Source organism: Saccharopolyspora sp. NPDC002376 (assembly GCF_053593195.1).
In genome coordinates, this window is sequence record NZ_JBSFBZ010000048.1 from 1 (window position 1) to 13,611 (window position 13,611).

The following is a 13,611-nucleotide window of genomic DNA, read 5'->3' on the forward strand; positions in this document are numbered from 1 at the left end:
TCCCATTCCGAACCCGGTAGCTAAGCTCCCCAGCGCTGATGGTACTGCACTCGACAGGGTGTGGGAGAGTAAGACACCGCCGACACACTATTCACAGGAGGCCTCTCCTTTCCGGCTATGCGCTGGGAAGGAGAGGCCTTCTGTTATTCCCAGAACTTTTCTGATCGCTGTTGTGCGGGGAACCCAGGTGGTGGGTTCCCCGCACAACAGCGTGGATATTCGCCTCAGGAGAGGTTGCGGCGGAGGAGTTCGAAGCAGAGCACCGAGGCAGCGCTGGCGACGTTGAGCGACTCCACGCCGCCCGCCATCGGGATGGCCAGCGGCTGGGTGATCCGGGACTGCACCTCTTCGGACAGACCCGCGGTCTCGCTGCCCAGCACGAACACCGCGCGGGAACCGAACTCGGTGCCGTAGATGGTGTCGGTGGCGTCCGCTTCTAGCGCGTACAGCGGGTATCCCGCGTCGCTGAGCATCTCCGCGGCCTCACCAGCAGTGCGGGTCCGCAGCACCGGGGCGTGGAACGCGACGCCGGCCGAGGCCTTGATGACCAGCGGGTCGAGGCTGGCGACTCCTCGGTGCGGCACCACGATGCCGTCGATCCCGGCGGCCGTCGCGGTGCGCAGGATCATGCCGACGTTGGCCGGCGTGGTCAGGCCGTCCAGCAGCAGGATCTTGCCCGGCGCGGTTGCTGGGTCTTCGAGGGCGTCGGTGAGCGGACGCATCTTGCGGGCCACCACGTCGGCCAGCACGCCCTGGTCGTGGCGGCCGTTGCCGGCCAGCACCTTGACCCGGTGAGCGCTCGCCCGGTGGACGCGGACCGCTCGGTCGGCGGCCGCTTCCTTGATCTCCTCGATGATCGGTCCCCGCAGGCCCTCGGCCAGGACCACCTTGTCGACGCGGAGGTCGTGGTCGGTCAGCGCCTCCAGCACGGGCTTGCGGCCGTAGACGGTGACGAATCGGTCTTTCGGGGAAACTTCGCTGGTCACGTGACCAAGTGTCACATGCGGTTGTGGGCGGCGGGCCACTGGAACCCCTCGGTACCGGGCGTGTGTGTGCCAGGATCGCGGACATGTCCGATCGTCTCTCTGCAGTAGACGCGTCCTTCCTCTACCTCGAGGACTACACCACGCCGATGCACGTCGGCGGTGTTGCGGTGTTCCGGCGCCCCCGCAGCGGATTCGACTACGACCGGGTGCTGTCGCTGATCGACCGCCGGCTGGGGTTCGTGCCGCGCTACCGGCAGCGGGTCATGCAGCTGCCGGGGAAGCTCGCGCGGCCGGTGTGGGTGGATGACCAGGACTTCGACCTCACCTACCACGTCCGCCGCTCAGCGTTGCCCAAACCGGGCAGCGACACGCAGTTGTACGACCTGGCCGCCAGGTTGATGTCGCGCAAGCTCGACCACACCCGCCCGCTGTGGGAGGTGTACCTGGTGGAAGGCCTGTCGAAGAACCGGGTCGCGGTGATCACCAAGACCCACCAGGCGATGGTGGACGGCATCGGTGCGCTCGACATCGGTCAGGTGATCTTCGACGTGGAGCGGAATCGGCAGGTCCCGGACGTCGACGAGCTGTGGATGCCGCGCCCGGAGCCGGGCTTGGCCGAGTTGGTGGTGGAGGCGATGACCGACGCCGTGCAGCGACCGGGCGAGGTGGTCGAGAACGTCCGCGCGGCGATGGTGGACGTGACTGCCACGGTGCAGAAGGTCTCCCGCGCGTTGGGCGGTGTTGCTTCAGCGCTGCGCACCGCGGTGGTCCCGGCGCCCAGCGGGCCGTTGAACGCGCCGACCTCCGCACAACGCCGGTTCGCCGTCGCGCGGGCGAAGCTCGAGGACTTGCGAGCGGTTCGCCGGGCGCATGGCAGCACGGTCAACGACGTGGTGCTGGCGGTGGTCACCGGGGCGCTGCGGAACTGGTTGCTGTCTCGTGGTGAGGTGGTCGCGCCGTCGACCACGGTTCGCGCGATGGTCCCGGTGTCGGTCCGCTCCGACGACGCCGAGGCGCGGGCGACCTATCCGGAGACCAGCAGCCTGCCGGTCGGTTCGGTGGGCAACAAGGTCTCGGCGTACCTGGTCGACTTGCCGGTCGGCGAGGGCAATCCGACGGTGCGGTTGCACCAGGTCAGCCATGCCATGCGGGCGCACGCGGAGTCCGGGCAGTCGGTGGCAGCCGGGGCGCTGGTCAAGGTGTCGGGGTTCGCGCCGCCGACGCTGCACGCGCTGGGCGCGCGGGTGGCCAACCAGTTCTCGGACCGGTTGTTCAACGTCCTGGTGACCAACGTTCCCGGACCGCAGGTGCCGCTGTACGCGGCGGAGGCGAGGATGATGGAGATGTTCCCGGTGGTGCCGCTGGCCAAGAACCAGTCGCTGTCGGTGGGGGTGACCTCCTACGACGGCGGCGTGTACTTCGGGTTGAACGCCGATCGGGATGCGATGCCCGATGTGGACGTGCTGGCGGCGATGATCGGGGAAGCGGTGGACGAGATGATCGGCACGGTCGAGGCGTGAGGGTTTCCCCGCCCGCCGGTCGTGGTCGCGTTCCAGCTGGAGCTGATGCAGTGGAGGAGAAGATGGGGATGGTCGAGGCATGAGGGTTTACCTGCCCGCCACGCTGCCGATGCTTCGGCAACTGGTGGCCGACAAGCAGTTGCAGCCGTTGGGCGGGACCGCGTTCGCGCTGACGCCTGCGCTGCGGGAGTCCTACGCCAGCGGCGACACCGAAGAGCTCGAGTACGCGGCGATGCGGGAGGCGTCGCGGGCGTCGCTGCGGCTGATCGCCGGTGAGCCGAGCGCTGATGAGAAGCCGGAACTGCGGCGGGTGGTGATCTCCGCCGACGTCGATGACGTGACGCTGCGCCCGGATCTGGACCACGCGGTGGTGAAGGTGTCCGGGCCGGTGCAGTGGAAGCAGATCGCCGCAGTGCACGTGGACGCGACGGAGGCTGAAGACGCGGTGCGCGCGGCGGCGGCGGTGATCGACGCCGCCGATCTCGGCGATCCGGATGCGGAGTTCGCGCTGGGCGACGCGGAGGACCACGAACTGGCCTGGTACGCGCCGCAGGAAGTGCCGTTCTTGCTGGAGTTGATGTAGCGGGGTGAGTCCGCCGGGCGATGCTGGACCGCCCGGCGGACGTCAGCGGGCGTCAGCCAGGCAGACCCGGGGTGCTCGGCATGTCCTGCACCTGGTCGGCGGGCGGCGTGGTGATCTCCACCGGCTTGCCCCAGTCCGCGTAGTGCATGGTCAGCGTCGTCTCCGGGATGTCCTGACCCTGGATCTTCATCGCCGGGCTGATCACGGTGACCTTCAGCGGCAGCTTGTCGGCGTCGACCCAGACGGTCTGCTTGATCTCGTTGACGCCGGAGTCCAGCAGGACCTTGAAGCCCGCCTTCTGGGCCTCCGGGGCCTCCTCGGCGGCCTTCTTGAGGTCGGTCACGACGTCGTAGCGGGTCGCGTCCTGGCCCTCGACCTGCTCCTCAGCGCTCGACTGGATGCTGGAGCCGGGCGGCAGCATGGCCTCGAGGTCGCTGATCTTGCCCAGCTCGCCGAACTGCTGGGTCATTTCCTCAGTCGCGGGCATCTTGACCCACTGCTTGCTCGGGTCACCGGCGAGCTGGGCTATATCCGGGCTCTTCATGAAGATGCCGTCGCCGTTGATCGTCATCTCGATCTCGCCGCCGCCGCAGCCCATCGCGGCCTTCTCGACGTCGACCTGGCACTTCATGTTCTCGTACAGCTCGGCGATCGGACCGGTTCCCTCGAAGGAGACGGTGACCGTCTTCTTTTCGTCCATGGTGGTCTTCGCCACGTTGACCAGGGACGAGACGTCCGTGATCGACGGGCCGGAGTTGGTCTCGTCGGCGTTGTTCGAGCCGGACGGCGACCCACCCTGGCTGCAGGCCCCGAGGGAGGCTGCCAGAGCGACAGCGGACAAGGCGGTGGCAATGCGACGCACGAAACGTCCTTTCTGCGCGAAGAATGCAATACGGCGAACGTAACAGCGCATCGAGCCGGCCGATCGCACTTTCGGTGGAAATTGTTGGGTATGTCCTGTCACCTCGGTCGTTGCACCTGCGGCGGGACGTCCTGGAACACACCGACCTTTTCGGCCGGGGGGACGTGAATTTCGGTGGCAGCGCCCCAGTCCCGGTAGGTCGAGGTCAGCGACACCTGGCCGGCCTGGGCGACCTGACCGGTGGCGGCGAACTGCGCGGGCAGGCCGGATTCGTCCAGCCACAGCTGGTATTCGAGTTCGGGCTCACCGGCGTCGGCGGCCTTCTGGAACCGGGTTCGCTGCTGCGGGTCGGTGGCGGTGTCGGCGGCTTGCGCGGTGACGATGCGCAGCTGGTAGCGGATGGTGGGCTTGCCGTCGACCTGGTCGGGCGCGCTGCTCTGGATGCGGGTGGCCTTCTCGACTCCGCTGAACGTGGCGCGCGGGTCGACGGCCTCCTGCACCTGGTCCAGGACGGGGCTGAGCAGCTTGGAGCTGAAATCGCCCGCACCGGGGGAGATGCGCAGCCACGGCTTGTCCGGCGCGGGTCGGGCCAGCGGGGTTTGCAGGTAGCCAATTCCGTCCACGATGGACAGATCGATGCGCTGCGGTGGTTGGTTGCGGGTGCCGCGGGTTTGGCCGTTGAGCGCGAGATCGGTCTGTTGGCCGCGGTAGCGCACGATGCCGTCGGCGGTGAGGTCGCCGACCACGCCGAGGCTTCCGCGCACCTGGCTGTGCGTGCTGCCGCGTGCGTCGATTCTGTTGATGACCTGGGACAACATGGCTTCGGCGGTGGGACGGGGGTCCGGGTTGGCGGCGATGGCGTTCGTCGGGACCGGTGGTTCGCCGGCGCATCCGCCGAGTGCTGCGATCAGGGTGAGACCAGCGGAAATCACCGCGGTCCTGGTGCGGGCTCGGGACATCGGGCGCGCTCCTCGGGCCGTTGACGGCTCTTCGGCTCGCGCGGCGGAAAACCGCGCGACGGCATGCGTGAGCTGCGAAAACATCCTTCGCTCACGTCGACCGCGAACCACGCTAACAACGAAGTCGTCATGCCACAGGGGACGATCGCGTCCCGAACGGGGGGATGCGGGCTGAGATTTGCGTTTTCCGCGGTCAGGCGTCGTCGAGCCCTGCTCGAGAACGCAGCAAGCGGCGCAGCGAGGTGAGCTGTTCCGCACCGCCGCCGTCGGCCGCGAAGGTGTCCAGGTGGCAGTCCGGGTCGTCGGAACCGCCCAGATGTCCGCAGTTCGGCGGGCATTCCTCCGCCGCTTCGGAGAATCCCTCGAAGGCCGCGATCACATCGTCGGCGGTCACGTGCGCCAGGCCGAACGAGCGGATGCCCGGGGTGTCGACCACCCAGCCCTGCTCGGGCAGCGCCAGGGCGACCGCGGAGGTCGAAGTGTGCCGTCCCTTGCCGACGCCGCTGACCTCACCGGTCGCCCGGTCGGCGCTCGGCACCAGCCGGTTGACCAGAGTGGACTTGCCGACCCCGGAATGCCCGACCAGTGCGGACACCCGGCCGACGAGGAGTTCGCGCAGCTGCTCGGGTTCCGCGTCGAGGCTGGTGATCGCGATCGGCATGTCCAGCGAGCGGTAGGTGCTGATCCACTCGCCGGGTTCGGCAAGGTCGGACTTGGTCAGGCACAGCACCGGTGCGAGACCGCCCGCGTAGGCCGCGACCAGGCAGCGGTCGATGAACCCGGGTCGCGGCGGCGGATCGGCGAGCGCGGTGACGATGATCAGCTGTTCGGCGTTGGCAACCACGACCCGCTCGTAGGGGTCGGTGTCGTCGGCGGTGCGGCGCAGCACGCTGGTCCGGTCAGCGACGCGCACGATCCGGGCCAGCGTGTCGGGCTTGCCGGAGGTGTCACCGACCAGGTCCACCAGGTCGCCGACCACTACCGGAGTGCGGCCGAGCTCGCGGGCGCGCATGGCGGTGACGATCCGGTCCGGTCGGCCGTCCAGTGCGCAGGTCCAGCGGCCGCGGTCGACGGCGACGACCATCGCGGACTCGGCGTCGGCGTGCTTCGGGCGCTGCTTGCTGCGCGGTCGGCTGCCCTTGCCGGGACGCACCCGCACGTCGGACTCGTCGAGGTGGCTCCAGCCTCGCTTGCTCATCAGACCGCCTCCGGGCTCACACCGACTCTCCGAGCATTTCCGCCCACATCCCGGGGAAGTCGGGGATGGTCTTGCCGGTGGTGGCGATGTCCTCGACCAGCACTCCGGGGACCTTCAAGCCGAGGATCGCACCGGCGGTGGCCATCCGGTGGTCGGCGTAGGAGTGCCAGTCCCCGCCGTGCATCGGCCGGGGCTCGATGATCAGGCCGTCCTCGGTCTGCTCGACCGCGCCGCCCAGCTTGGTCAGCTCGGTCTGCAGCGCGGCGAGCCGGTCGGTCTCGTGCCCGCGCAGGTGCGCGACCCCGCGCAGCTGGGAGCGCCCGGTCGCGAGCGCGGCGAGCGCGGCCACGGTGGGGGTGAGCTCGCCGACGTCGTGCAGGTCGAGGTCGACCGCGTTGAGCTCGGCGGGGCCGGTGACGGTCAGGCCGTCGCCGGTGAGCTGCACCTGCGCGCCCATCTCAGCGAGGATGTCGCGGATCGCGTCGCCGGCCTGCGTGGTCCGGGTCGGCCAGCCGGGGACGGTGACGGTTCCGCCGGTGGCGGCCGCGGCGGCGAGGAACGGGGTGGCGTTGGACAGGTCCGGCTCGATGTCCAGGTCGAGCGCGCGGATCGGGCCTGGGGCCACTCGCCAGGTGTCGGCTTCTTGGTCGTCGACCTCGACCCCGGCGGCGCGCAGCATCGACACCGTCATCTCGATGTGCGGCAGCGATGGCACCGGCTCGCCGGAGTGCCGGACCACCACGCCCTGCTCGAACCGCGGTGCCGACAGCAGCAGCCCAGAGACGAACTGCGAGGACGCGGAAGCGTCGATGGTCACCGATCCGCCGGGCAGCTTCCCGGTGCCCCGCATCTGGAACGGCAGGGCATCGCCGTCGATGTCGGCGCCGAGCGAGCGCAGCGCGTCCAGCACCGTGCCGAGCGGGCGCTTGCGGGCGTGCGGGTCGCCATCGAAGGTGATCTGACCGGAGGCGAGCGCGGCGATCGGTGGCACGAATCGCATGACCGTGCCCGCCAGGCCGCAGTCGACCTCGGCCGGTCCGCGCAGCGCGGCGGGGGTGATCTGCCACGAGCTGTCCGGCCCGTCCAGCACCTCGACGCCGAGTGCGCGCAGCGCGCTGGCCATCAGCTCGGTGTCCCGGCTGCGCAGCGGAGCTCGCAGCGTCGACGGGCCGTCGGCGAGCGCGGCGAGGACCAGGGCCCGGTTGGTAATCGACTTCGAACCGGGCACCGGGACGGTCGCGCGCACCGCGCCGGAGGCGGTAGGAGCAGGCCAGAGCTGGGTCATGGGCCAATGATCCCCCACCTCGCCCGGCGAATTCAGCGCCGGGGGCGCGTTGGCGCCTCGAGTTGCTGGAGTGGCATCTCGCCGCGGAGACCTGTTCGTGCCGCTCGCCTGCGACGATCCGGACTGCCAGGATGGGGTCGACCACACCACTGCGAGGTACGGAGGTTCGACCGGGCATGTGCGGCAGGTATGCCTCCACGAAGGATCCGGGCAAGCTCGCGGCCGAGTTCGCCGCCCTGGACAGCACCGGTGGTGCGGCCCCCGGCGCGGACTTCAACGTCGCGCCGACCAAGCGGGTGCTGACCGTGGTGCAGCGGCACACGCAGGACGAGGCCGGGGAGAAGGACCTCGAGCGGACCGAGCGCAGCGTCCGCGTGATGCGCTGGGGTCTGGTGCCGATGTGGGCCAAGGACAAGTCCATCGGCAGCCGGATGATCAACGCCAAGTCCGAGACCGTGACGACCAAACCCGCCTTCCGCACCTCGATCAAGCGCTACCGGTGCTTGGTGCCGGCCGACGGTTGGTACGAGTGGAAGCGCGAAGGCGACCGCAAGCAACCGTTCTTCATGACCTCCCCGGACGGCTCCAGCCTGGCGATGGCCGGCATCTTCGCGACCTGGCGGGATCCGCAGGTCGAGGACGCCGAACCGCTGGTGACCTGCTCGGTGCTGACCACCGGCGCGATCGGGCAGTTGTCCGAAGTGCACGACCGGATGCCGCTGCTGCTGCCGTCCAGCGCTTGGGAGCACTGGCTCGACCCGGACCAGCCGGACGTCTCCGATCTGCTCGCGCCCCCGTCGGAGGAACTGGTGGCCGGGCTGGAGCTGCGCCCGGTGTCCACCGCGGTCAACAGCGTCCGCAACAACGGTGCCGAGCTGGTCGAACGCGTGCCGCTCGAGCCGCAACCGCAGGCGGTAGGTTTGGACCCCGGGCTGAAGTGAGTCGACGTGGGGTGGAGTTCTGATGTGTGGTCGGTACGCCGTCGAGCACGATCCGGCGGCGTTGGCCGAGCAGTTCGCGGCGGCTGATCGCACCGGCGGTGAGGTGCTCGCGGACTTCAACGTGACGCCGACGAAGACGGTGCCGATCGTCGTCCAGCGCGGTGCCGAGCGCAGCATCCGCCCGGTGCGGTGGGGTTTGGTGCCGACCTGGGCGAAGGACATCAACAGCGGGCCGCCGATGATCAACGCCCGCGCCGAGTCGATCACCACCAAACCCGCCTACGCCGAGTCCGCGCGGCGCCGCCGCTGCCTGATGCCTGCGACGGGTTGGTACGAGTGGAAGCCGGGTGACCGGCGGCGGCAGCCGTTCCTGTGCCGACGCAGCGACGGGGCGAGCCTGGCGATGGCCGCAGTGTTCTCCGCCTGGTGGGCGCCGGATTCGACCGACCGACCGCTGGTGACCTGCGCGGTGGTAACCACCGACGCGCTTGGGGAGCTGGCAGACGTGCACCACCGGATGCCGCTGGTGCTGCCGCAGGACCGGTGGGCGGACTGGCTCGACCCGCAGCGGAGTGAGATCAGCGAGCTGTTGACCCCCGCAGAGGGGATGCTCGACGATCTGGTGCTCCACCCCGTCTCCACCGAGGTGAACAGCATGCGCAACAACCACCCGGATCTGCTGCGGCAGACCGAGCCGGTGCCCGAACCGGCCGAGCAGGCAGCGCTGTTCGAGTCATGACCAGCGTCGAGGTCGAAACTCCGCACGGCCCGGCTCGGGCCGAGCTGCACTGCGCCGAGGAGGGGCGCGCCGCGCTGCTGCTCGGGCACGGCGCGGGTGGCGGCATCGCCGCGCCCGACCTGGTGGCGGTGACCCGCGCGGCCACCGAATCCGGCGTGCACGTGGCGCTCGTCGAGCAGCCGTACCGGGTGGCCGGTCGACGGGCCCCGGCCCCGGCCAAGCAGTTGGACGCGGCGTGGCTCGCGGTGGCCGAGGACCTCGGTGAGCGCTGGTTCGCCGATCTCCCGCTGCTCTTCGGCGGCCGGTCTTCAGGCGCGCGGGTGGCGTGCCGGACCGCGGAGGCCGGTGCGGCTTCGGCGGTGCTGTGCCTGGCATTCCCGGTGCACCCGCCGGGCAAGCCGGAGAAGTCCCGGATGCCGGAGCTCGACGGTGTCGAAGCGCCGGTGTTGGTGGTGCAGGGGGAGCGGGACGCCTTCGGGCAGCCCGAACCGTCGCACAACCGCGAGGTCGTCCTGGTGCCCGGCGACCACTCGCTGAAGGCGGACGTCGACGCGGTCCACCGCGCTGCCCAGGAATGGCTGGGCCGGGTACTCCGTCTGATCGACTAGTCGTAGCCCGTTCGAGAGGTGCCATTTCCCCGAACGGGTGATCACACAGGGCTCTGACCTGCGACAATCATCATTTGAAATCGGCGGCGTTGCTCCGTTCGCGTCAACTTCGGACGATCATGCGGAGAGTTCGGCGCCCCCGACCGCGATCCGGTTCGCAGCGGACTCCCACACCTCCCGGACTGGGCGTCATCCCCCAAGCCCGTTCGGTTCCCCGGTGCGACTGTTGCGCGGCAGTGGCACCAGCGTCGGGGGAGTGGTTCGTCATCGTCCGTCGGGCCACTCCCCCGCGCGCTGATCAAGCGGAGATGTCGGCGAGCACCGCGTCGAGCAGTTCGACGAGATCCGCAGCGGCGAGTTCGATCTCCAGGCCGCGCCTCCCGGCGCTGCAGCAGATCGTGCCGAAGCCGGCAGCGGAGGAATCGATCACGACCGGCAGCCGCTTCTTCTGACCGAGCGGTGAGATGCCGCCCGCGACGTAACCGGTGGCGCGCTCGGCCGCCGCCACCTCGGCCATCTTGGCCTTCTTCCCGCCCACCGCGGCCGCGAGCTTCTTGAGGTCGAGCTGCCCGGTGACCGGCACTACGCCGACAGCGAGCTTGCCGTCCACCTCCGCGACCAGCGTCTTGAAGACTCGCTCCGGAGCCTGACCGAGCGCCTCGGCGGCCTCCAACCCGTAGGAATCGGCGCGCGGATCGTGCTCGTACGCGTGCACCTCGTGCGGAACCTTGCGCTTGGCCAACAGCGCCGTAGCGGGAGTGCCCTTACCTGCCATGCGCGTCACTCTAGAAGGCCGGAATAACAGGTTGCGGCAGTCCGTTGGACCGGGCGTGACCATGGATTCGACGAACACCTGCGTGCTGGAGCGCCCTGAGTGCGGACGGCCGTCACCGACAGGTAGTCGCAGTAGGGCGCGCGTATCCTCGAACCTGGACCATGCGAACGAGCGCATGGGTTCGTCGCCTGCTGTCACTCCATCCAGGCGGCGGGAAAGGAGCCTGGTGCCAAGCACCCCAGAGCACCCGGACGTGACTGGGCGCGACTCCGACCGCACCGAGGAGACCGACGAGCAGCGCGCCGCGCGTTTCGAGCAGGACGCGATGCCGCTGCTGGACCAGCTCTACGGTGCGGCTCTGCGCATGACGCGAAACGCCCCGGATGCCGAGGACCTGGTCCAGGAGACCTACCTCAAGGCGTTCTCCGCGTTCAAGTCGTTCACCCAGGGCACGAACCTGAAGGCCTGGCTGTACCGCATCCTCACCAACACCTACATCAACGGCTACCGCAAGCGGCAGCGCCAGCCGCAGCAGCAGCCGACCGATGAGATCGCCGACTGGCAGCTCGCGCAGGCGGAGAACCACACCTCCAGCGGGTTGCGCTCGGCCGAGGTCGAGGCGCTGGACCTGTTGCCGGACACCGACGTGAAGGCCGCGCTGCAGCAGCTGGCCGAGGAGTTCCGCATGGTGGTCTACCTCGCGGACGTGGAAGGCTTTGCGTACAAGGAGATCGCCGAGATCATGGGCACACCCATCGGCACCGTCATGTCGAGGTTGCACCGTGGTCGCAGGCAGCTGCGTGAGATGCTCACCGACGTCGCCCGCGATCGCGGTTTCTTGCGGGAGACCCAGCGGGAGGTGAGCACTTCATGAACTGCGGCGAGTCCGACGAAGCCTCCTGCGAGGACGTGCTCGCCGAGGTGTGGCTGTTCCTGGACAACGAGTGCGACCAGCAGCGACGCGCTGCGGTGCAGGAGCATCTCGACGGTTGCGGGAGCTGCCTGGAGCACTTCGGCATCGAGGAGCACATCAAGGCCCTGCTGCACCGCAAGTGCAGCGGTGAGCACGCGCCGACGGAGTTGAAGGAACGACTCCGGAGCTCAATACGGGAAGCCGTTCTGAGCAAGGCCGAGGTGACCATCGAGCGAGGTCCCGACGGAACCACGGTAGAGGTGCGAACCAAGCGGACCTCAATTGAATGACCCCAGAACGTCGAATGGCCCCGGACCAGTCTGGTCCGGGGCCATTCGCGTGTTCGACGGCGGATGCCGCCGACGCTCACGAGTTGGGGCGCTTGCCGTGGTTGGCCTTGTTCTTCTTACGGTCCTTCTTCTTGCGGGCCCGCTTGCCCATGGCGCCTCCTCGAGCTCTGCTGTCCGACCAGTCCGGTGACCTGTCTGGCGTCGAGGCCGACCCGGTCTCCGCTGGGGTTTCGAGCATTCAGTTTGACATGCCCACCACCTGCCGCTGGCGGGTGGTTCCGGTCGTGGTTTCCTAAACACGGGGTCTACCGGGCCGCGGTGAGGAGAGGGGCTGATCTTGTCCACGCTGAGTGACCTGCTCGCCGAGCACACCGGGCTGTCCGGTACCGCGGCCGACCACCTGCAGCTCGTGGTCGCCGAGTGGCAGCTGCTCTCGGACCTGTCCTTCGCCGACTTCCTGCTGTGGGTGCCGATCGGCCCGCAGGAAGATCCGGAAGCCCGCTTCCTGTGCGTGGCCCAGGCCCGGCCGACGACGGCCCCCACCGCCCATCCGGAGGACGTGGTGGGCACCGAGGTCACGCAGGATGAGCACCCGCAGCTGCGGCGCGCGGCCGGGGAAGGCCGGATCTGCCGTGAGGAGGATCCGCGCTGGCACCTCGGAGTGCCGGTGCGCCGCGAGACGATCCCGGTCCGGCTGGGCGACGAAGTCGTGGCGGTGCTCAGCCGAGACACCAACCTCGCGGTGCCGCGGGTGCCGAGCCCGCTGGAGATCTCCTACCTGGGCAGTGCTGCCGACCTGTGCCAGATGGTCGCCGACGGCACCTTCCCCACGCCGGAGCCGGCGCCCGACGTGCACACCAGCCCGCGGGTCGGCGACGGACTCATCCGCCTCGACAGCTCCGGCACCGTCGTGTTCGCCAGCCCGAACGCGCTGTCGGCCTACCACCGGATGGGCCACGCCGCGGACCTCGTCGGCGCGCAGCTCGCGCCGCTGACCCGGTCGCTGCTCAACGATCCGTTCGACGCCGACGAGGTGGCTCAGCGGGTGCGGCGCGCGATGGGCGGTCAGCCCAGCATGCGCATCGAAGCCGAGGCGCGCGGTGCGACGGTGCTGTTCCGGGCGCTACCGCTGCGCCCGCGCGGGCAGCAGGCTGGTGCGCTGGTGCTGGTCCGCGACGTCACGGAGGTCAAGCGGCGGGATCGCGCGCTGATGTCCAAGGACGCGACGATCCGCGAGATCCACCACCGGGTCAAGAACAACCTGCAGACGGTGGCCGCGCTGTTGCGGCTGCAGTCGCGGCGGACCGGGAACAACGAGGCGCGCCTCGCGCTGGACGAGTCGGTGCGGCGGGTGACGTCGATCGCGCTGGTGCACGAGACGTTGTCGATGTCGGTGGACGAGCGGGTCGACCTGGACGACGTGGTGGACCGCGTGATCCCGATGATGAGCGACGTCGCCGCGGCCGAGACCGGCGTGAAGGTGCGTCGCGAAGGTCGGTTCGGGGTGGTGTCCGCCGAGTTGGCGACCCCGCTCGTGATGGTGCTCACCGAGCTGGTACAGAATGCTTTCGAGCACGCCTTCCCGGAAGGGCAGGGCGGCGAAGTCGTGGTGCAGGCGGAGCGTTCGGCGCGTTGGCTGGACGTCGTCATCTCGGATGACGGTCAGGGCCTTCCGAAGGGATTCTCCCTCGAACGCGCCGAACGCCTCGGCCTGCAGATCGTGCGGACCCTCGTGGAATCCGAGCTCCGAGGGTCGTTGAGCTTGCGCGGTCGCGGGCGGCAGCGGGGTACTGAGGCGGTGTTGCGAGTTCCGCTGAAGTACCGGCGCTGACGTCTGCCCGGTGGGTTGGGCGCCGCGCGGTGCGTCGATCCTGGTGATGCAACGGTTGGGTGTCGCATCGCGGCCGATCTCGTCGGAGTCCGGATCCGCCGGCTCGAACGAGCTGTGAGCT

15 protein-coding genes and 1 rRNA gene are annotated in these 13,611 nt (G+C 69.4%); 9 read left to right on the forward strand and 7 right to left on the reverse strand.

Annotation, left to right across the window (positions count from 1 at the left end; genetic code table 11):
* Nucleotides 1-85: ribosomal RNA gene (rrf, locus tag ACWCO2_RS26850) — 5S ribosomal RNA — on the forward strand; the annotation flags it as partial.
* A 139-nt stretch (nucleotides 86-224) separates the two neighbouring features.
* Here the strand turns inward: rrf and ACWCO2_RS26855 are convergent.
* A complete protein-coding gene (locus tag ACWCO2_RS26855; RefSeq protein WP_450130548.1) occupies nucleotides 225-986 on the reverse strand; it encodes a TrmH family RNA methyltransferase in 762 nt (253 codons plus the stop codon).
* Between the two features lie 83 nt (nucleotides 987-1,069).
* Between ACWCO2_RS26855 and ACWCO2_RS26860 the strand changes: the two genes are divergently transcribed.
* Together ACWCO2_RS26860 and ACWCO2_RS26865 are read left to right on the forward strand one after the other, a co-directional pair.
* Nucleotides 1,070-2,506, forward strand: coding sequence for a WS/DGAT/MGAT family O-acyltransferase (locus ACWCO2_RS26860; protein ID WP_450130549.1), 1,437 nt, complete (start codon nucleotides 1,070-1,072; stop codon nucleotides 2,504-2,506).
* A gap of 79 nt (nucleotides 2,507-2,585) precedes the next feature.
* On the forward strand, nucleotides 2,586-3,089 hold the full coding sequence (locus tag ACWCO2_RS26865; protein ID WP_450130550.1) for a DUF6912 family protein: 504 nt from the start codon (nucleotides 2,586-2,588) through the stop codon (nucleotides 3,087-3,089).
* 52 nt (nucleotides 3,090-3,141) lie between these two features.
* On the opposite strand, the gene ACWCO2_RS26870 is transcribed toward ACWCO2_RS26865, so the two are convergent.
* The 4 genes from ACWCO2_RS26870 to aroA form a co-directional block, all read right to left on the reverse strand.
* Nucleotides 3,142-3,951, reverse strand: coding sequence for a hypothetical protein (locus ACWCO2_RS26870; RefSeq protein ID WP_450130551.1), 810 nt, complete (start codon nucleotides 3,949-3,951; stop codon nucleotides 3,142-3,144).
* A 98-nt stretch (nucleotides 3,952-4,049) separates the two neighbouring features.
* On the reverse strand, nucleotides 4,050-4,910 hold the full coding sequence (locus tag ACWCO2_RS26875; RefSeq protein WP_450130552.1) for a hypothetical protein: 861 nt from the start codon (nucleotides 4,908-4,910) through the stop codon (nucleotides 4,050-4,052).
* 193 nt (nucleotides 4,911-5,103) lie between these two features.
* The gene (gene rsgA, locus ACWCO2_RS26880) at nucleotides 5,104-6,108 is read right to left on the reverse strand and encodes a ribosome small subunit-dependent GTPase A (RefSeq protein ID WP_450130553.1); all 1,005 of its coding nucleotides are present in this window, start codon (nucleotides 6,106-6,108) and stop codon (nucleotides 5,104-5,106) included.
* Nucleotides 6,109-6,124: 16 nt separating this feature from the next.
* Complete coding sequence (gene aroA / locus ACWCO2_RS26885) at nucleotides 6,125-7,393, reverse strand: 3-phosphoshikimate 1-carboxyvinyltransferase (RefSeq protein WP_450130554.1); 1,269 nt, start codon at nucleotides 7,391-7,393, stop codon at nucleotides 6,125-6,127.
* A gap of 176 nt (nucleotides 7,394-7,569) precedes the next feature.
* On the opposite strand from aroA, the gene ACWCO2_RS26890 reads away from it, so the two are divergent.
* From ACWCO2_RS26890 to ACWCO2_RS26900, 3 genes are read left to right on the forward strand one after another with little or no spacing between them, the layout of a single operon-like run.
* Entirely contained in the window at nucleotides 7,570-8,334 is a 765-nt protein-coding gene (locus tag ACWCO2_RS26890; RefSeq protein ID WP_450130555.1) for an SOS response-associated peptidase, read from the forward strand.
* Between the two features lie 22 nt (nucleotides 8,335-8,356).
* The gene (locus ACWCO2_RS26895) at nucleotides 8,357-9,073 is read left to right on the forward strand and encodes an SOS response-associated peptidase (protein ID WP_450130556.1); all 717 of its coding nucleotides are present in this window, start codon (nucleotides 8,357-8,359) and stop codon (nucleotides 9,071-9,073) included.
* Nucleotides 9,070-9,681, forward strand: a complete 612-nt coding sequence (locus ACWCO2_RS26900; RefSeq protein ID WP_450130557.1) for an alpha/beta hydrolase family protein — start codon at nucleotides 9,070-9,072, stop codon at nucleotides 9,679-9,681. The genes ACWCO2_RS26895 and ACWCO2_RS26900 overlap by 4 nt, the downstream gene beginning before the upstream one ends.
* Before the next feature lie 298 nt (nucleotides 9,682-9,979).
* Here the strand turns inward: ACWCO2_RS26900 and ybaK are convergent, their stop codons facing one another.
* A complete protein-coding gene (gene ybaK / locus ACWCO2_RS26905) occupies nucleotides 9,980-10,456 on the reverse strand; it encodes a Cys-tRNA(Pro) deacylase (protein ID WP_450130558.1) in 477 nt (158 codons plus the stop codon).
* Between the two features lie 226 nt (nucleotides 10,457-10,682).
* Here ybaK and ACWCO2_RS26910 point away from each other — a divergent pair, with 226 nt between their 5' ends.
* Both ACWCO2_RS26910 and rsrA read left to right on the forward strand, forming a co-directional pair.
* Complete coding sequence (locus tag ACWCO2_RS26910) at nucleotides 10,683-11,330, forward strand: sigma-70 family RNA polymerase sigma factor (RefSeq protein ID WP_450130559.1); 648 nt, start codon at nucleotides 10,683-10,685, stop codon at nucleotides 11,328-11,330.
* Nucleotides 11,327-11,659 (forward strand): mycothiol system anti-sigma-R factor, encoded by a 333-nt coding sequence (gene rsrA / locus ACWCO2_RS26915; RefSeq protein ID WP_450130560.1) that lies wholly within the window; start codon nucleotides 11,327-11,329, stop codon nucleotides 11,657-11,659. Before ACWCO2_RS26910 ends, rsrA begins: the two co-directional genes overlap by 4 nt.
* 76 nt (nucleotides 11,660-11,735) lie before the next feature.
* On the opposite strand, the gene ACWCO2_RS26920 is transcribed toward rsrA, so the two are convergent.
* Nucleotides 11,736-11,810 (reverse strand): 50S ribosomal protein bL37, encoded by a 75-nt coding sequence (locus ACWCO2_RS26920; RefSeq protein ID WP_103908190.1) that lies wholly within the window; start codon nucleotides 11,808-11,810, stop codon nucleotides 11,736-11,738.
* Nucleotides 11,811-11,996: 186 nt separating this feature from the next.
* Between ACWCO2_RS26920 and ACWCO2_RS26925 the strand changes: the two genes are divergently transcribed.
* Nucleotides 11,997-13,490, forward strand: a complete 1,494-nt coding sequence (locus ACWCO2_RS26925; protein WP_450130561.1) for a histidine kinase N-terminal domain-containing protein — start codon at nucleotides 11,997-11,999, stop codon at nucleotides 13,488-13,490.
* The last annotated feature ends 121 nt before the right edge of the window (nucleotides 13,491-13,611 follow it).